Origin of the sequence: Maritalea sp., assembly GCF_051251695.1 — a bacterium.
In the GTDB taxonomy this organism is placed as follows: domain Bacteria; phylum Pseudomonadota; class Alphaproteobacteria; order Rhizobiales; family Devosiaceae; genus Maritalea.
This window is the reverse complement of sequence record NZ_JBPOEU010000015.1, coordinates 56,522-74,632: the sequence shown is the minus strand read 5'-3', so window position 1 is coordinate 74,632 and position 18,111 is coordinate 56,522. Positions and strand designations below refer to the sequence as shown.

The window sequence follows — 18,111 nt, the reverse complement described above, 5'->3', positions numbered from 1 at the left end:
TGATGTTTCGGATTGGTGTAGATGTTGGTGGTACAAATACCGACGCCGTAATTATGGATGGCGACACGATCCTTGCCGGGGTGAAATCCCCCACGACCGAGGACGTTATGGGCGGGGTTGCTGAAAGCATCACCAAAGCGCTCGAACAATCTGGTGTGCCCAAAAATCAAGTTTCTTCTGTGATGATTGGCACCACGCATTTTGTAAATGCTGTTGTAGAGCGTCGGCATATGGAACGCACGGCTGCGGTTCGTCTTTGTTTGCCCGCCGCCCAATGTCTGCCCCCGATGGTTGATTGGCCAGATGACATGCGCGATGCCGTTGGCGGGAAATTCTGGTTGGCTAAAGGCGGTCACGAATTCGATGGGCGTGAAATAAGCCCATTAGACATGACTGAGTTGGATACGATCGCCGCAGAAATCGGCGCGGCTGGCATTAATTCAATTGCGATTTCTTCTGTCTTTTCACCTGTGAATGACAAGATGGAAAAAATAGCCATGGAGCGGCTTAAAGAACGGTTGCCGCAAGCCGATTTCACACTTTCCTCTGAGATTGGCCGTTTGGGCATTCTTGAACGCGAAAATGCCGCCATTATGAACGCGTCATTGCGTGGCCTGTCCCGCAAGACAGTGTCGGCGTTTGGTGATGCGCTTGAAAATGTTGGGCTATCTTGCCCCTATTACATCACGCAGAACGATGGCACCCTGATGAACCGGGATTTTGTTCAGGCCTATCCCGTTCTTACCTTTGCTTCGGGTCCGACCAATTCAATGCGTGGCGCATCATTCCTGTCGGGTGAAACCGACGCCATTGTTGTGGATGTGGGCGGCACAACCACTGACGTGGGCGCGCTTGTTAAAGGCTTCCCTCGCCAAGCAAGTACAACCGTGGATGTCGGCGGTGTGCGCACCAACTTCCGCATGCCAGATGTTTATTCGATTGCCTTAGGCGGCGGAACCATCATTGACGGCGATGGAGATGCCATGACGGTCGGCCCTCGGTCCGTCGGCTATCGCATCTTGCAAGAAGCGCTGGTGTTTGGTGGTGAAACCACAACAACGACCGATGTGGTTGTTGGGCTCGGGCTAGAAGATATTGGCGATGTCGATAAAGCCAAATCAATCGGTGGCGAGAGGCTAAACCGAGCTAAATCCAAGATCGATGAGATGATCGTGAACGCGGTAGAGCGAATGCGCGTATCCCCTGCGCCAATTCCGATCCTTGCTGTCGGCGGCGGCTCGATTTTAATGCCCGATCAAGTTGGTGATCTAAAGGTAATCCGGCCAGAACATTTTTCAGTCGCCAATGCCGTTGGTGCCGCCATTGGCCAAATCTCTGGTGAAGTTGACCGCATTTTCTCCCTTGCCTCGATCACAAGGGAAGATGCGCTGGCGCAGGCCAGAAAAGAAGCAACTGAAAAAGCGATTGCTGCTGGCGCGCAACCTGACAGTATTGAACTACTGGACCAAGAAGATGTACCGCTGGCCTATTTGCCCGGTGATGCCACCCGCATCCGCCTAAAAGTTGTGGGGTCCATGCATGACTGATGTTTTACGCGAAATCACACTAGAGGACTTGGATGCGCTAGAAATCGGTGCCGCAATCCTTGGCACCGGCGGTGGTGGCAATCCATATATCGGCAAGCTGCGCTGCCGCGAGCAATTGCGGATGGGGCGCAAAGTGCCTGTTATCCCGCTTAACGAATTGCCCGATGATGCGCTTGTTGTCTCACTTGGCGGGATTGGTGCGCCGGTTGTCGGCGTTGAAAAAATCGAAGAGGGCGAGGAATGCTTGCGGGCATTGCGCGCTGTTGAAGAAGAAGTTGGGCAAAAGGTCGATGCGCTGATATCCGCAGAAATCGGCGGCTCAAATTCGATGGAGCCGATCCTTACCGCCGCTCAAGCAGGCTTGCCAGTGGTGGACGGCGACGGCATGGGCCGCGCCTTTCCAGAAATGCAGATGATTACGTGGTCAATTTATGGCCAACGTTCCGTCCCTGCGGCAATGGCGGACGAAAAAGGCAATGTTGTCGTTTTCCGCACAACGCCATCAGACAAATGGCTTGAAGATTTGGCACGTTCTTGCGTGGTGACCATGGGGGCCGCGGCTGGCCTTGCACAAGCGCCGATGCGTGGCGAATTCGTCAAACGCGCCGCCATTCCCAACACGGTCACCCAAGCCCGCAATTTAGGACGCGCGGTGCTTGAAGCCAATGCGCAGAACCGCGATCCCGTGCAGGCCGTAATTGACCAAGAAAACGGGCGGCTGCTCATGACCGCCAAAATCTCTGATCTAGAGCGCCATTTGAAGGGCGGGTTTGCCGTTGGTCAATTGTCGCTGGAAGGCTTTGGCGCTTTTCAGGGAGATACTGGTCGCATCGATCTGCAGAATGAATTTCTGATTTTCATGCGCAATGGGATTGTTGAAGTTTGCGTGCCCGATCTGGTCGTGGTGCTGGACGCCGATACCGGCCTGCCCATCACAACGGAGATGCTGCGCTATGGACAACGGATCGCCATTTTGGGTCTACCCTGTCATGCGCTGTTGCGCACACCAGAAGCTTTGGCGGTCGTCGGGCCAGCAGCCTTTGGCTATCACGACATCACATTCAACCCGATGAAACCAAACGGGAGCACATCATGATTTCTTTGAACCAAATCACCCATGCCGATATGGCACATGTCGCCCTTGGTGGCGCATTTTTGGGAACTGGTGGTGGCGGAGACCCTTACATTGGCAAACTGATGGCCGAGCAAGCAATCGCCCAAAACGGCCCAGTGCCAGTTATTGATGTTGATGCGCTTGATGACGATGCGTTGATTATTCCTGTCGCCATGATGGGCGCACCAACTGTCATGCTGGAAAAGCTACCGCGTGGCGACGAAGCTGTCGCTGCGGTGCGGGCGCTTGAGGCAGTTGTCGGGCGAAAAGCCGACGCTATCTTTTGTATCGAAGCGGGTGGACTAAACTCGACGATCCCTATCGCCGTTGCCTCAACTTTGGGGCTACCGATTGTCGATGGGGATGGAATGGGCCGCGCTTTTCCCGAATTGCAGATGGTTTCAATGACCATGAGCGGCATCAGCGCCTGCCCAATGACTATGGCGGATGACAAGGGCAATGCTGTGACGATGAACACCGTGGACAACTTGTCGACTGAGAAATTTGCGCGGGTTATCACCGTGGAAATGGGTGGCGCGGGACTGATCGCACTTTACCCCATGACCGGCAAACAAGCTAAAGCTGCGGTTTTGCGTGGCTCACTTTCGTTGATTCATGCGATTGGCAATATCATCGCCCAAGAGCAAGCGGCCAACCGCAACTGCGCTGACCGCCTTGCAAGCGAGTTAAACGGCGTGCGGTTGTTCGAAGGCCGCATCGTCGATGTTGATCGGCGCACAACGGGCGGTTTTGCGCGCGGCACGGCTTTGATCGACGGACTTGAGAGCAATCATGGGATGAAAATGAAGTTGCATTTTCAAAATGAATTCCTCGTCGCAGAGACTGACGATGGCCGGCCGATGGCCACAACACCTGACTTGATCTGCTTACTGGATTTAGAAACTGGCGTGCCGATCACGACCGAACAAATGGGTTACGGATTTCGCGTGATCGTCTTTGGTTTGCCGTGTGATCCTAAATGGCGTTCAGAACATGGCCTTGATCTCGTCGGTCCAAAATACTTCGGATATGAACACACTTACGTTCCAATAGAAGACCTTTCAGGGTCCGCAATTTAGACACAACAACAAGGAGTTAAGATAATGAAATCATTACGATCCCTTCTTTTAGGTGCAACAGCGGCTCTAGCGCTTGGCGCTAGCGTTCCTGCATTTGCGCAAAACGTTGTTACCGTCAATACGGTGCAGATTTTCGGGACAGTGGACCCCGCTAAGATCAACGATTACACCGAGTATATGGCCGCGGTGAACATGTATGAGGCCCTTACAACACTAGACGGTGACGGCGCAATTCAACCCTTACTTGCTGAGAGTTGGGAAGTATCTGAAGATACGTTGACATGGACATTCACCTTGAAAAAGGGTGCGACGTTTCAAGACGGATCACCCATTGAAGCCAAGGACGTTGTCTGGTCCGTAGAGCGCCTGTTGGCAATCAATGAAGGCCCGTCATATCTGTTCAGCAACCTATTGTCTGAAGGCTCCGTGACAGCATTGGACGACCACAAAGTTCAATTTGTCCTAAACGAGGTGTACACACCGTTCCTCACCACCACACCACTTCTGTTTTTGGTGAACTCTGATGTGGCGGCTGCCCAAGCGACCGAAGACGACCCATGGGCTCAAGGTTATATCGCCAATAACACTCTTGGCGCAGGCGCGTTCATGCTCGACAGTTGGGACCGTGGCGCATCGATGACGATCAAGCGGTATGAAAACTATCACCTTGGCTGGGATGATCAGGCGATCGATGAAGTTCGTTTCGTCGTAACCAACGAAGAAGCCACAGTGAAAGCGCTAGCAGTAGCTGGTGAACTTACAATGTCGTCGGATGCTCAAGCTCAAGAAACTTATGCCAGCATTGGTGCGCTAGAGGATTATCGAATTGTCGAGTATCCAACCGCCACGAACTTCTACTTCAAGCTAAACAACCAGATCGCACCAACGGATGATGTGAACATTCGCCGCGCCTTAGCTTTAGCAACAGACTACGACACAATCCGTGAGGTGTTGCTGCCAGGCGAGCCATTGGCAGGACCAATGCCGCCGGTTTTTGCTGATGCATTCCCAAAAGATGTTGCACTGCCCAAGTTCGATTTAGAAGCAGCCAAAGCGTTAGTTGAGGCATCACCTTATTCGGCTGATGGACCAATCGACATTGAAATGATGTATGTGGCTGGTCTGGCGTTTGAGGAAGAGATTGCGCTGTTGACAAAGTCGATCCTGGATACAATTGGGTTCAACACAATCCTAAAGCCTGAGCCTTGGAACCGGATGACTGAACTTGCAGCAAATGTAGATACTACCCCTGCAATGACACAAGTGTTCTACGGCGCAACATACCCCTCACCTGACAGCTATTTCTTTGGCCAGTACCACAGCCGTGCGGCGGGCACTTGGCAGTCTATGGAATGGGTCATGAATGACGAGATCGACAAGATGATCGACACAGCACGCGGGACAGTTGACGTCGATGCCCAAAATGCGATTTATGCCGATTTGCAGCGCAAATTGGTTGATGAGCAAGTTGCTGTCTTTGTGCTAACCCAACGTTCTCAGCAAGCATTTCATCGTTGCCTAGAAGGGTTCACATGGGTTCCAATGCAGAGCTTCGAGTTCAACTTCCACACGATGCGGTGGGTTTGCGAATAACCTTCCGGTCCTCGTGACCACCCAAGAAAGAAAGCGGCCAATAAGTCTTGGCCGCTTTCCCACATGTAAAAGATCTCAATGATCCGTTCGTCGCAGAACCGTGCTAATATAAATTGCCATTCGCCAACTTATTAAGTCGAAGTCTACACAGCACCTATTGCGGAGGAACAATTAGTGCTGAAGTCTAAAACTGCAAGATTTTGGGGATGTTGGTCAGAGCTATTGGAGTGATAAATGGCCACCCTCATTCCAAATTTATGCGCGGTGCACCTTTTTAACTGTTTTATTGGGGCATTTATGGGTTGAAACAAAAATCCAAAAAGACAACCCACCTCATAACAGATTGATTTTATTAAGAAAAAATGGTGGGCCCGGTAGGACTCGAACCTACGACCAGACCGTTATGAGCGGTCGGCTCTAACCAACTGAGCTACAGGCCCAACCCGGCTCAGCTAATAGCAAGCTGGATGCAAATTTAAAAGCATAAAATGCAAGCTTGATCACATTACGAAATTTGAATAACATTATCCCCAGTTGGGTTCCCTCATTCCGCCTTCGATTGTCTAGGATTTTGGGAAAATACTTAAGTATATGTTTTAAGTGAATATGCCTCCTGACACATATTCTCATTTTTAAAAAAGTACAATTATGAGGCGCTATACGCCTCGATAGGGTAGGTTTATGTCATTACATGAAATCGAAATAAGCTCCAAAACTCCAATTTCAAATGACCTGCATTATTCCGCAGCAGAAGCATCGTCTTTTTTGAAGGCGATCGCCCATGAAGGGCGCTTGATGATTCTGTGTCGCCTTTCAGAGAGTGAAGCTTCTGTGTCTGAACTTGAAGAACTGCTAGAGGCGCGCCAAGCAGCCGTTTCTCAGCAACTAGCGCGGCTGCGACAAGAAGGCCTTGTGAAAACCAGACGAGATGGCAAAGCCATATATTATTCGCTGGCGGACGACCGGGTGCGCACAATTATCAATGCGGTGCACGGCACTTTTTGCTAGCAAGTTCTTTATTAACGAGCTTCCAACGTGCGGCAATTGATGGCATTGCCGCACGGTTTATTCTGATCCATGTTGGCGCCAATGATCAACATGATAGGTGTCATCCATGAAATTCCTCTCCATATTAACCGCTATGTTTCTCGCATTGTCAGCCCCTGCATTCGCAGATGGTGACGTGGAAAAAGGCGAAAAAATATTCAAGAAATGCAAGGCCTGCCATATGGTTGGCGACAAGGCAAAATCAAAAGTTGGCCCCGCGCTCAACAATGTTTTTGGCCGCCAAGCTGGGTCCGTTGAGGACTTCAAATATTCTAAAGCAATGACGGAAGCTGGCGAAGCCGAGCTGGTTTGGAACATCGACAACATGAAAGAGTTTGTGACCAAACCCAAAAAGTTCCTCAAGGGCACCAAAATGACCTTTGCTGGCCTGAAAAAAGAGAAAGATCAGGATAATCTGATCGCCTATTTGCTGCAGTTCTCGCCTGAATTCGACCCAGCCGCGACAGCGACCGAAAGCAAATAATACGCATTTTTCCTATTGCGGCCTGCCCCAATCGGGCCGCAATATTCTGACATGTTCCGGTCGAGTATTTTTCGAACGGAGACCACAATGTTAAAGAAATTACTTCCCCTTTCCGCCATCATTATTCTTGGCTTTAGTGTCCAGCAGGCGGCGGCTGAAGACCAGATCGCCACCATCAATATCAGCGCCACCGGCAACGTGACGGCTGCGCCAGACATGGCCATTGTCACCTCTGGTGTTGTGACAGAAGGCGAAACCGCCCGCGATGCACTAAGCGCAAACAACGAGGCCATGAGTGCTCTTATTGAGGTGCTGAAAGGCGCGGGTATAGAAGCAAAACATATCCAAACATCAAACTTTTCCGTTCAGCCAAATTACGTGCATTCTGATAAGCGCGATCAAAACGGGTACACGTTGGCGCCCAAAATTAACGGCTATCGCGTTTCCAACATGGTGACAGTTGGTGTTTTGGAACTCGACAATCTTGGTGATGTTCTGGATAAGGCAGTCACCGTTGGCGCCAACTCTGTGAACGGCGTTAGCTTTGCCGTCGCTGAACCAGCAAAACTGTTGGATGAGGCGCGCAAAAATGCAATTATGGAAGCCCTGAAAAACGCCAAAATCTATGCTGACGCAGCAGACTTAAACCTTGACCGTATTCTGAGTATTTCCGAGAACTCAGGTCACACGCCGCAGCCCTATGCCAATATGGCGCGTATGGAAATGGCAATGTCTGACTCAGTCCCCGTGCAAGCCGGCGAATTGGATTATTCCATAACCGTTAATGTCACTTGGCAAATATCAGAATGATTGATCGTACGTTTATGTTTTGGGGCAGCTACCAAGTTGCCCCGAAACATTATCCAAACAACGCTTGAATGATCATACGTGTGCCCACAATCAGCAAATAGACAGCTAGCACTCTTTTAAGCAGCGTTGCCGACAATTTGTGCGCAATCATTGCACCAACGGGTGCAAATAGAATAGCCCCGATCGCCAGCATCGCCATCGCCGGGATTGAAACATAGCCGACAGATAAAGCTGGCAGGTCAGCAACATTCCAGCCTGAAATCACAAAACCAATCACAGCCGGAAATGCAATAAACACCCCAAGGGCAGAACTTGTGCCAACAGCGGTGTGAACAGGCGTTCCTAGCACGGTCATAGTGGGTACGCTTAGCGAGCCGCCACCAATGCCCATCAATGATGAAATATAGCCGATAAACGTTGCGCTAACGCGGTGGGTGATGGGTGAGTTCGACAAACCACCCATCAGCATTTTTTGCAGCGGCACAATGGAGTTTATCGCGATGAAGAATGCCATCACCCCAAAGACAATGCGCAGCGTAAATGCTGAATAAAAGCCAGCGCTAAGCCCGCCAAGAAATGATGCAACGACCATCGCGGGGGCCCAAAGTACCAATAAATCTCGCGATACAGCACCGCGCTTAGCATGAGATCGAGCGCTTGAAATTCCGGTTGGCACGATCACCGCGAGCGAAGTCGCCACAGCAATGTGCATAAGAATGTCAGGTGAAATTCCCATCAGCTGAAAAATGGTTGCCATAACCGGCACCATCACAATGCCGCCGCCAACGCCCAAAAGCCCTGCCATGATACCAGCAGCAACCCCTGCACCCACGAGCCAAAGTGCCATTGGAAGAAGCGTGGGCACAAGTTCTATCAATTGGTCCATTATTTACTCATTGCAGTCCGTAATTTTTCGATGACTATTTTTCGCGAATCCAAAGGCCCACTGCAAGTTGCATCTAGTGCAGTACGTCCATCATCCGCTGTTAAATGCGGATTTGCGCCGCCATCAAGCAGAATTTCCACAATTGAAAACGTGCACCAGCCTGCAGAGTTGTGCAAAGCCGTCCGACCGTTTGCAGAAGCCGCGTTCGGGTCTGCACCGGCGCGCAACAGTAAATCAACAACGGGCAACCCACCTTTTGGGCCAGCTGCAACAAAGATTAAGGGCTCTCCAATACCATTCTTTTGGTTTGGATCAGCGCCGCCATCCAACAAATATGAAAGTTCAGTAGCGTCGTTGTTGCGCACAGTTTGAAATATCGAGGGCTCATCGCCCATCCGCTGTACACATCCAAAAACAAGGCCCAGTAAGGGTAAAAGTAAAAGCAGTCTCATGACGCACACCTTTCTCCCCGATTTATTATGCGCGTTTACGTCGTGCCTCGCCTGCGGGCAGCCGCGCATATTTGGCAACATAGTCTAACAAAGGACCAGCAACATCAATGCCGGTCGTCTTCTCCAACCCTTCAAGTCCTGGGGAGGAATTTACTTCCAAAACCTTAGGACCGTCTTTAGAGCGTAACATATCAACACCAGCAAATCGTAAACCCATCACTTTTGCTGCTTTTATAGCTAACATTCTCTCTTGTTTGCTAATTTTGACCTTGGCCGTTTTGCCACCTTGCTGCAGATTAGATCGAAAATCACCGTCCGCAGCTTTTCGTTGAATGGCGCCAATCACTTTGTTGCCAAGCACAATGCAGCGAATATCAACACCCTCGGCTTCTGCTACAAAATCTTGCACCAAAATGTCTGCTTTCAATTGGCCAAATGCCGCGATAACGCTTTCAGCCGCTTTCATAGTTTCAGCCAGCACAACACCACGACCATGCGCACCCTCTAGCAGTTTCAGCACAAATGGCGCTTGACCCATCGTACCCAGCATGCCCGAAATATCAGAAGGAGAATGAGCAAAGCCTGTGGTTGGCATTTGGATACCAGATTTAGCCAGCACTTGATGAGCATTCAGTTTATCGCGCGATGACGCAATTGCAGCCCCATTGTTCAGACAAAACGAGCCGATCATTTCAAATTGACGCACAACGGCTAGGCCATAGCTGGTCACAGAAGTTCCAAAACGCGGAATGATCGCATCATAGTAAGGCAACTGTTTGCCCTGATAATGAATCGCTGGATTGTTCGCAGTGATATTCATATAGCAACGGGTTGTGTTAATCACATCCAGTTGAATATCATGCGCCTTTGCTTCTTCAATAATACGTTTGGACGAGTAGCTATTGGGTTCGCGGCTCAACAGTGCGACACGCAATTGGCGTTGCATCGCTTCTGGTTGTGGCTTGTCATATAATGCGACGTCCAAATCACCATTGATGCGGGCGGCCAGCGGGTCCACCACAATTCGGCCTTCCATGGCGGTTCGACCCAGCAATTTACGATAATTCATCGACTCTCTGTCGCTCAAAGAGAGTTCGATTTCCCACTCCTGATCAGCAACCTTAAGTGTGGTGCTGACAATTGGGCGCACCTCGGCCATGCCGTTCGAGGAAACAATTTCGCGATAAGCAACAAGCGGCGCGGTACACCAAACTTGAACATCTGGACGATCCACAATTGGCTGCACGCCAAACCGGATCATCCGTTTCCCGTTCTCTTCTATTTCTTCGTAAGAAAAAGCGTGAAGAGAAGATGTCTTGGCCCCTGTGTCAACTTTGGCCAGCACAGCTGGTAGTCCCAAATCGGGGAATGAAACCCATTCTTCGTGTCCGACATGGATTTTTGGTTTACCGTTATCCGATGAACTCATTTGCTATCCTAATATTGCAAACATATGAGTGAAATTGCAGATGGCTAATTTCACCAGTGTTAGATAGCCGCTTTAAAGCAAAAGGATCGGTCTGGCGATAAATTTTTGACAGCCAAACCCACTTGTTCAAGTGCAATGGTTTACCAATTACTGCTCTGTAACGGCCAACCGTGCCGCCAGCAGCCCAAAACTCATGGCCACCGTTCTGCGGAACCAGCGCATAAAACGTGGCGATCCGGTGAGTACTTTGCGAATTGAAAATGCAAAAGCTGCAAACAGAGCAAATACCAAGAACGTAAGCGCCATAAATACTGCGCCCAACACCAGCATTTCCAATGTATTGTTGGTGGAATTCACGCTGACGAATTGGGGTAAAAACGCCAAGAAAAATATAGAAAGCTTAGGGTTAAGCGAGTTGATGGCGATGCCGCTCACGATCACCTTTTTAAGGGGCACGTTTTCTTTCGGGCTGTCATCCAACTTAATCGGTCCACTGGAGCGAAGCGTTTGCCACGCCAAATAAAGCAGATATGCGACACCGACATATTTCACGATCTGAAAAGCGAGCGCACTGGTGTGCATCAAAACCGCTAAACCAGTAATAGCGGCAATCATGTGTGGAACAATTCCCAGAGTACTAGCGAACGCGGCGACAATGCCAGTGCGCCACCCTTGAGCGATTGCCATAGCCACCGCATAAACCATACCCGTGCCAGGGATCAAGATGACCACCATACAGGTCATAAAATACTCAAAAGTCATCTACACCATCCCCAAAATATCAATGCACAAACATAGCTGATAAATTAAATTAGATAAACGCGCTATGCGGACTTTTGCGAAATTCGATATGTACAACGACGGGCACCAGAGACAATATGGCTCTCACGTTGCACTTCTGCGTCCTCCCCCAGCACCGTTCGAAAAAGGTTCAGTTCTGACCTGCAAAAGCCTTGGCAAGAGGTCGCGGCAACGCATATGGGGCAATGATTTTCATGCAGCAAAAACCCATCATCAGTATGTTCCACCTCAGCCATATAGCCTTCGGCTTCACGAATTTTTGCTAGTGCCACCACTTTGGCTTTCAGATTTGAGGCAGATGAAAGACGCGCGCTATATGTGTCTAAAGACCTTTGCTCGCGCTTTGCAATCAGCTTGTCCAGCCCCTCTTCGCCAAATGTCTCAACGACTGAACTGATCATTTCCAACGTCAAATCAGCATGCCGATCAGGAAAACGTTGATCACCCTTTTCAGTAAGCTGCCAGTATTTCTTAGGCCGCCCAACACTTTCGCGCCGGTCCTGACTGGACACTAGCCCCTTTTGCGCGAGCTTTTCCATATGCTGCCGAACCGCAACAGAAGTTGTGCCCACCAACTCACCTAAAGCGACGGCCGTTTGCGGTCCCCGTGTTTTAATGAGGAACAACAGGCGCTCAATGGTTTTTTCGTCAGATAATTTCATCCAACAGATCCCTAATTGTTAGCGCAACATAATAAAAAAAGGTTTGACTTGTCAAATAATGCGCACTATCAAATTAGATAAGATATTTCTTATTTAATTAGTGAGGCAAGAAAATGTGGACCAACAAATCGCAATACACTCTCCCTAGTGCTTTTCCCTTTGTTCGGCCATCTGTGCATCGCTATGCCCTGTTTGGTGGAAATTCTGCTCCCCTCACCAAACAGGGCACACCCCATTGCGAAAGTTGCAACCAACTCAACTCAAATTTTGAATTCTATGCAAAGATAGCAAAATGAACTCAAATCAGCGCGCCGATGCCCATGTTCGATTTATAGACCTGTTCACCGAAGGCCGGGCATTGCTCACCCTAACGTTGATATTGTCGGTGGGATCACACGCCACAAATCTCTTTGTCACCCGCACTGTTTTGCCAACAATTGTTGCGGATATTGGCGGCAAAGAGTTGATGTATTGGGCGTTGGCGCTGTTCCAAATTGCCGCCATTGTGGGCGGCATGGGGTCGGCCCAAATAAAGGCGAAACTGGGTGGCAGACATACGATTTATCTCGCTGCTGGGCTGCTTGTCATTGGATCGTGCTTCGCGGGTTTTGCAACCCATTTCGGCTATTTGGTTATCGGTCGCGGCATACAGGGCTTCGCAGAAGGCATGTTGATTTCCCTTGCCTATATCATTCTGAGTGAAAGCTACAAAAACAACCTCATGGCCCGCATGATCGGCGTGTTGGCCATCGTTTGGGCAGTAGCTGCCGCAATAGGGCCCTTAGCGGCGGGTCTTCTTGAGGAAGCTTTTGGCTGGCGCTCGGCCTTTCTCATCAACTTGGTGATCGCGCTGGTCTTAGTTGTTCAATCACGCCTCGCCGTAAAACAGCAAATTTCTAACACTCAAACCGACCGCGTGCCCCTTGCGCGCATGGCTTTATTTGTCACCGCAATTACAGCCCTTTGTCTAACCGGCCAACTAAATGATCCACTTCAAATCGGCTCTGTTTTGGCAATGGCTGCAGCCCTTCTAACTCTTGCCATTCGGCGGGATCAAAAAGCGACGAACCGGATGCTGCCAAAGTTCATTTTCACCGCAAAGAATTCCATCGGGCTAGGGTTTTGGATTAACATTTCGATCAGCCTCGCTGCAGGTGGACATGTGGTTTACGCCGTCGCGCTGCTGCAAAGTATTTGGCAACTCAGCCCCATGAGTGCTGGCTATATCGCTTCAATCCTTGCTGCAACATGGTCCATTGCTTCTTGGAGCCTTTCAGGTGTCACAAAATTAAAGAACCAGCTCAACCTAATCCGCCTTGGCGTTAGCCTCATAACGTTCAGCTTCCTGCTCACAGCCTTGGGTTGGGCTCAGGCTAATTTGATCATCACGGGGCTTGGTTTTGCCATGATGGGCACCGGACTTGGCACCTCCACCATATTCCTAGATAAAAAAATCATGCAGGCTGCCGCACAACCGGAAAAAGACAGGACATCGTCTATGTTGCCACCAATTGATAGCGCTGCAAGCGCCATAGGTGCAGCTTTTGCAAGCATATTAGCGTTGTCACTTGGCCTATTTGGCGGCACCCCAACCTTTGGCATTTTAGATGCAGATGTCGCCATCAGCGTCGCGCCGCAAATGTATTTGATCTTCTTCGTTTTGGCCCTGCCTGCTATGGTGATGACATTCCTATTGCCCCTCAACGATTCTCAAGTTGAGCCAGTTTCCGAATTTGCCAACACCACATCTTCATAGTCCCGCCATCCATATTTGAGTGAAAATGCAAACCACTGCCACAAACAGCGAACAAAATTTAGGGATCTTTTCCAAGCAGTTTCTCCCGCTTACGCTGATGAACATTTTGGTGGTGACCTCCCATGCAGTGAACGGATATGTCACCGCTGTGATCGCGCCTTCAATCGTGCTCGATTTGGGTGGCCGCGAATATATGTTTTGGCTCTTCGCACTGTTTCAAATTGGCTCGATCTGCGCAGGTGTTGTTGCCGGTAATTTCAAATTGCGGTTTGGCGCACGTCCCATATTCATAACCGCCAGCATTTTGCTCGCTTCGGGTTCTCTGCTTGGCGGCGTTGCCGACAGCCTTGCGATGGTGATCCTGGCGCGAGGCATTCAGGGCTTGGCCGAAGGCATGCTCATTTCCTTGGTTTATGTCGTGCTGGCAGACCATTTACCCGCGAAACTATTGCCCAGAATGTTAGCGCTCAGCTCAACCCTTTGGTCTGTGGCCGCCGCCGCAACTCCCGCCCTTGCAGGCACGTTGACCCAGTTCGTTTCTTGGCGCGCCGCATTTTTGTTCAATCTACCTCTCGTTGCTGTGTTGATCTTGCTGGCTGTTTTCTACTTGCCCAAAAGCGCCATTGTTGCCCAAAGCAAATCATTTCCCATTAGACGATTGCTGCTCTTAATGAGTGCATTGTTGATTGCTGGGTTTGCTGGGCAAATTCAAAACACGGTCTGGTTGATTGTCATCATTTCAACGTCTGCCACATTGCTCGTCGCCTTTGCGGCATTTGACCAAAAGGCCGAAGATCGCTTCATGCCCCCTAACCTATTTTCTGCCAAAACGAATATGGGCCGCGCGTTCACCGGACTTGGACTTTTTGCCGTCGGTGCAAGTGCCACCAACATTTACATGGTCGCGCTTTTGCAGTCCATTTGGAGCCTATCTCCACTTGCCGCAGGCTACACTGTCGCGCTGATTGCCTTTGCTTGGACCGCGTTCGCTTGGATGGCCAATAAGATTGAAGACCATCAACGCCAGCTTGTCTCCATCCGTTTAGGCGGCACATCCATCTTGGCTGGATACCTAATTTCTGCCGCTGGCATTTATTTTGGTCAATATGCACTGGTTGCCATTGGCATGATCTTTATTGGCGCGGGGTTCGGGTCATCAAGCCCCCTCATTCGCCAAATCATCATCACCCAAGCACCAAAAGAACATAAATCAATCGCCTCCGGCGCCATTGCACCTGTTCAATTCACCGGCGCAGTTGTTGGCGCAACCCTAGCCGGGTTCTGCGCACTCACGTTTGGTCTGTTCGAGGGCGCAACGAACGACAGCGTATTTGCCGTCGAAGCAGCAACACGCTCCGGCGGTTTGATGCTACTTGCCTTCGCGGTTTTCCCTATAGGCGCTTTGTTTGCAATCTTTGGCTTACAGCTACCCACAGGTCAGCCTCAGGAAGAGGTTTCGCAAGCGGCAAACTGATGTTGTTACAAGACATTGGTCGGGCGGTGTCAACGAATTTGCAAACTGTTGCATGGGCAACTTTTCATTTCGCGCTTTCACCCAACAAACTATTGTGAATAACCCTATTTGCAAGCAGCACCCCAACCACCGCGAACAATGCCCCGCCAAATGCCGGGCCGATAAGAACACCATTAACGCCCCAAAAATGCGCACCCATCAAGATGAATGGCCAAGTGCCAATCGTATGGCGTCCCCAATTCAACCACATCGAATATATGGGGCGGCCCAGCGTGTTAAAGGCAGCGTTGCTCACAAAAAGCCAAGCTTCAAATGTGAAGGCAAATGCAAGTGGACCGCAAAATAGCAAAACAAGTGAAAGTCCATCGCCTTTAATTCCAAAAATCTGAATGATAGGAAATCTAAGGATGAACAGCATGGTCGCTGCAACCATGATATAGGCCGTTACAAACTTTAATGAGGCAAACAAGGTTTCAAACATTCGGTCCTTATGGCCCGCGCCAAAGTTCTGACCAATTATTGGCCCCACCGCCCCGCTCACTGTGAAGACGACTGAAAACGCGATGGGAACGATGCGGCGAATAATGGCAAATCCCGCCACGGCATCCGTGCCAAAACGAGCAAGCTCACGCGTAATCAGCACATTTCCAATCGGCGTTGCCAAATTTGCCATAATGGCTGGCGCCGCCAATTTGCAAACAATCATAAAGTCGCGACGAACACTGGAAAGGTTGAACTTTGCAATGCCGTCATATTTGAGGATGAGCGGTGCGACCTGCGCAACCATAATCACGACGTAAGCCGCGACCGAAGCGAACGCTGCCCCTTTTAACCCGAGCCCAAAGCCAAATATCAAAATTGGGTCGAGAACCGCATTGACCAATCCCCCAATAGCAATCGAAATCATCGGCTGCTTCGCATCGCCATGGGCTCTTAAAATTGTACCGCAGATCATGCCAAACATCAGGATCGGCATGACCGGAAATAGGACCATAAGGAAGGTTTTTGTAAGCGCTGCGGTTTCGCCTTCAGCACCTAGCGCTTTTATGATCCAATCTAAGTTGAACAATACCGCAATAACGATAATGCAACTCAAGCCAACACCAATGGTGAGAACGCTCATCACCTGCCTGCGGGCGTCGGCAAGTCGTGAAGCACCGATACTCCTAGCGGCTAAAGTACCTGCGGCTGTAGAAATCCCCACACTTATGGCAACCGCTGCAAACATCACAACGCCACCATAACCGGCGGCCGCCGCAAGGCTGGCATTTCCCAACATCGAGATGAAAATGAGATCTACAAATCCCACAGTATGCAGGATCATAGACCCAAAACTGGAGGTCAGCGACACCACCATGACGTGCTTGAGTAAACTGCCTTTGGTGAATTTGGCTTGGGTCATAAAAATCGCAATTAATGCAAACGGGGAATGCAATACCCTATGGGTCGATACTACACTCTAACGTTGATCAAATAGCGACGCCTGTCACCTATTATCTCGTACCGGTCAGTAAAATCAAAAAGTCAGCCGCATCAACTTAATCAAAAAGGCGGTCGCCTTGCTCCTTGATGATTTGCTTTGCTTTGTTGATGGCCGCACTGCTCACCATCTCAGCACTTGCCAAACGATCTGCGCGAATAAACGTGGAGGTTTTCAACTCGCCATTGATTTCTTTTTCGATCGTTCCGGCCAATTGGTATTCTGAACCAACCTTCATTTCTTTGGCTTTGATGAGATACCCTTCGTGGGTTTCTTCACTCAATATCTTGGGCTCGCCCGGCGCTGCGTCGTCCCCACCCAACCCAAATAGTTTTTTCAAAAATGACATATGCGCCTCCGTTTCAATTTAGGTCCCTGCATAACCTATCAGTCACGCGCTGCCAATATCTGCCCGAACTTTGCCATCGCACCAATCACGTTGTGGGCACTTCCCCCCAACTCTGTCAGTTCATATTCCGTTTTTGGCGGAACCGTTGGATATATGGTTTTGGAAACGATCCCCGCTGCATCAAGATCCGACAAACGCTGCGCCAACATTCTGGGACTTATCCCAACCAACGAACGCTGCAATTCAGAATAACGCTTCTTGCCCGACAAAAGATCGCGGATGATCAGCGTCGTCCACTTGCCGCCCAACACACCATTCGCCCGCGCAACGGGACAACTTTCATCACAATTATCTTTCAACATGGCGCACCTGTTTCCAACAAAATAACACTATACTTTTGGTAACTACTTCCTTTTGTATAGTTCATAAGTTAGATCATGGCAAGGAAACAATGGAGCCTTTCATGACTAAACAAAAAATCCTTCTTTGGATAATCGCCATTTCTCAATTTGCCTTGGGTGCGCTGACACTTGTCATGCCTCAACAATTCTTTTTGCTCATGGGGTTGTCCGCCCCACCGATCGACAACAATTATATGCTGGGCATGTTGGCGGGTCGCTTTATCGCCTATGGAGCTGGCATGGCAATGTTGGCGCGGCAGGAAAAACCAGACCACTTCTGGATCCGCAATATGATCTTCATTCAGCTCATAGATTTTGCGGCTGGTGCCTATTACTTAACGACCGGTGTCATCAGTATATCCGTTGCGGCATTTCCGATGTTCAATGCAGCACTTTTCTCAATTTTGCTATGGCGATGGTTCCCTAAAAACCATGCACAATAAAACCATGCACAATAAAACCATGCGCGGTCGCTTTTATGCGACCGCGTTCACACCTTGGAAGGGTTTTCAAACTACAACCAAGCACAGCAGTTCCTGCTATCCTTATGAATTGATTCAACAAATCAAGACAAGTCGCTGAAATTGAATCATCTTTTGATGGTTTAGCCGTGTTGTTCGGCCACATCGGATGTCGGGAAAATGCCGCGAATGGCATAGCAGTTGCAAGAATATTTGCGCTCATAAGTTGATTCAAAAAACTCACGCAAACCATTGGCTTTGAATCTCAATCCAATTTCGGCACCAA

19 protein-coding genes and 1 tRNA gene are annotated in these 18,111 nt (G+C 49.8%); 10 read left to right on the top strand and 10 right to left on the bottom strand.

Annotated elements, in window-relative coordinates; translation table 11 throughout:
- Positions 1-2 precede the first annotated feature (2 nt).
- The 4 genes from ACSHWX_RS10990 to ACSHWX_RS10975 are packed head-to-tail and all read left to right on the top strand — an operon-like array spanning position 3 to position 5,333.
- Positions 3-1,547, top strand: a complete 1,545-nt coding sequence (locus ACSHWX_RS10990; protein WP_435668265.1) for a hydantoinase/oxoprolinase N-terminal domain-containing protein — start codon at positions 3-5, stop codon at positions 1,545-1,547.
- Positions 1,540-2,643, top strand: a complete 1,104-nt coding sequence (locus ACSHWX_RS10985) for a DUF917 domain-containing protein (protein WP_435668264.1) — start codon at positions 1,540-1,542, stop codon at positions 2,641-2,643. The genes ACSHWX_RS10990 and ACSHWX_RS10985 overlap by 8 nt, the downstream gene beginning before the upstream one ends.
- Positions 2,640-3,740, top strand: a complete 1,101-nt coding sequence (locus ACSHWX_RS10980; RefSeq protein ID WP_435668263.1) for a DUF917 domain-containing protein — start codon at positions 2,640-2,642, stop codon at positions 3,738-3,740. The genes ACSHWX_RS10985 and ACSHWX_RS10980 overlap by 4 nt, the downstream gene beginning before the upstream one ends.
- A gap of 24 nt (positions 3,741-3,764) precedes the next feature.
- On the top strand, positions 3,765-5,333 hold the full coding sequence (locus ACSHWX_RS10975) for an ABC transporter substrate-binding protein (RefSeq protein ID WP_435668262.1): 1,569 nt from the start codon (positions 3,765-3,767) through the stop codon (positions 5,331-5,333).
- 363 nt (positions 5,334-5,696) lie between these two features.
- On the opposite strand, the gene ACSHWX_RS10970 is transcribed toward ACSHWX_RS10975, so the two are convergent.
- Positions 5,697-5,773 (bottom strand) — tRNA-Ile (locus ACSHWX_RS10970).
- A 241-nt stretch (positions 5,774-6,014) separates the two neighbouring features.
- Between ACSHWX_RS10970 and ACSHWX_RS10965 the strand changes: the two genes are divergently transcribed.
- From ACSHWX_RS10965 to ACSHWX_RS10955, 3 genes are all read left to right on the top strand, one after another.
- Complete coding sequence (locus tag ACSHWX_RS10965) at positions 6,015-6,341, top strand: ArsR/SmtB family transcription factor (RefSeq protein WP_435668261.1); 327 nt, start codon at positions 6,015-6,017, stop codon at positions 6,339-6,341.
- A 106-nt stretch (positions 6,342-6,447) separates the two neighbouring features.
- Positions 6,448-6,864 carry a c-type cytochrome gene (locus ACSHWX_RS10960; RefSeq protein ID WP_435668260.1) on the top strand — a complete coding sequence of 139 codons (417 nt, stop codon included), beginning with the start codon at positions 6,448-6,450 and terminating at the stop codon, positions 6,862-6,864.
- A gap of 87 nt (positions 6,865-6,951) precedes the next feature.
- Entirely contained in the window at positions 6,952-7,674 is a 723-nt protein-coding gene (locus ACSHWX_RS10955; RefSeq protein ID WP_435668259.1) for an SIMPL domain-containing protein, read from the top strand.
- Positions 7,675-7,723: 49 nt separating this feature from the next.
- Here ACSHWX_RS10955 and ACSHWX_RS10950 read toward each other — a convergent pair whose 3' ends face one another.
- The 5 genes from ACSHWX_RS10950 to ACSHWX_RS10930 all read right to left on the bottom strand — a co-directional run bounded on the left by ACSHWX_RS10950 (position 7,724) and on the right by ACSHWX_RS10930 (position 11,904).
- Positions 7,724-8,560, bottom strand: a complete 837-nt coding sequence (locus tag ACSHWX_RS10950) for a sulfite exporter TauE/SafE family protein (RefSeq protein WP_435668258.1) — start codon at positions 8,558-8,560, stop codon at positions 7,724-7,726.
- Positions 8,560-9,012 (bottom strand): ankyrin repeat domain-containing protein, encoded by a 453-nt coding sequence (locus ACSHWX_RS10945; RefSeq protein WP_435668257.1) that lies wholly within the window; start codon positions 9,010-9,012, stop codon positions 8,560-8,562. The genes ACSHWX_RS10950 and ACSHWX_RS10945 overlap by 1 nt, the downstream gene beginning before the upstream one ends.
- Positions 9,013-9,037: 25 nt before the next feature.
- Positions 9,038-10,441: a 30S ribosomal protein S6--L-glutamate ligase gene (gene rimK, locus ACSHWX_RS10940; RefSeq protein WP_435668256.1), complete on the bottom strand. Its 1,404-nt coding sequence runs from the start codon at positions 10,439-10,441 to the stop codon at positions 9,038-9,040.
- 147 nt (positions 10,442-10,588) lie between these two features.
- Positions 10,589-11,203 (bottom strand): LysE family translocator, encoded by a 615-nt coding sequence (locus tag ACSHWX_RS10935; protein WP_435668255.1) that lies wholly within the window; start codon positions 11,201-11,203, stop codon positions 10,589-10,591.
- Between the two features lie 62 nt (positions 11,204-11,265).
- Positions 11,266-11,904, bottom strand: a complete 639-nt coding sequence (locus tag ACSHWX_RS10930) for a helix-turn-helix transcriptional regulator (RefSeq protein WP_435668254.1) — start codon at positions 11,902-11,904, stop codon at positions 11,266-11,268.
- A gap of 292 nt (positions 11,905-12,196) precedes the next feature.
- Between ACSHWX_RS10930 and ACSHWX_RS10925 the strand changes: the two genes are divergently transcribed.
- A complete protein-coding gene (locus ACSHWX_RS10925; protein ID WP_435668253.1) occupies positions 12,197-13,660 on the top strand; it encodes an MFS transporter in 1,464 nt (487 codons plus the stop codon).
- A 25-nt stretch (positions 13,661-13,685) separates the two neighbouring features.
- Complete coding sequence (locus ACSHWX_RS10920; RefSeq protein ID WP_435668252.1) at positions 13,686-15,134, top strand: MFS transporter; 1,449 nt, start codon at positions 13,686-13,688, stop codon at positions 15,132-15,134.
- A 64-nt stretch (positions 15,135-15,198) separates the two neighbouring features.
- Here the strand turns inward: ACSHWX_RS10920 and ACSHWX_RS10915 are convergent, their stop codons facing one another.
- The 3 genes from ACSHWX_RS10915 to ACSHWX_RS10905 all read right to left on the bottom strand — a co-directional run bounded on the left by ACSHWX_RS10915 (position 15,199) and on the right by ACSHWX_RS10905 (position 17,325).
- Positions 15,199-16,536 (bottom strand): MATE family efflux transporter, encoded by a 1,338-nt coding sequence (locus tag ACSHWX_RS10915; RefSeq protein WP_435668251.1) that lies wholly within the window; start codon positions 16,534-16,536, stop codon positions 15,199-15,201.
- A 136-nt stretch (positions 16,537-16,672) separates the two neighbouring features.
- A complete protein-coding gene (locus ACSHWX_RS10910) occupies positions 16,673-16,963 on the bottom strand; it encodes an HlyU family transcriptional regulator (RefSeq protein WP_435668250.1) in 291 nt (96 codons plus the stop codon).
- Positions 16,964-17,001: 38 nt separating this feature from the next.
- Positions 17,002-17,325, bottom strand: a complete 324-nt coding sequence (locus tag ACSHWX_RS10905) for a winged helix-turn-helix transcriptional regulator (RefSeq protein WP_435668249.1) — start codon at positions 17,323-17,325, stop codon at positions 17,002-17,004.
- A gap of 101 nt (positions 17,326-17,426) precedes the next feature.
- Here ACSHWX_RS10905 and ACSHWX_RS10900 point away from each other — a divergent pair, with 101 nt between their 5' ends.
- Complete coding sequence (locus tag ACSHWX_RS10900) at positions 17,427-17,807, top strand: hypothetical protein (protein WP_435668248.1); 381 nt, start codon at positions 17,427-17,429, stop codon at positions 17,805-17,807.
- Here the strand turns inward: ACSHWX_RS10900 and ACSHWX_RS10895 are convergent.
- A complete protein-coding gene (locus tag ACSHWX_RS10895) occupies positions 17,788-18,048 on the bottom strand; it encodes a hypothetical protein (RefSeq protein ID WP_435668247.1) in 261 nt (86 codons plus the stop codon). The genes ACSHWX_RS10900 and ACSHWX_RS10895 overlap by 20 nt on opposite strands.
- Positions 18,049-18,111 lie beyond the last annotated feature (63 nt).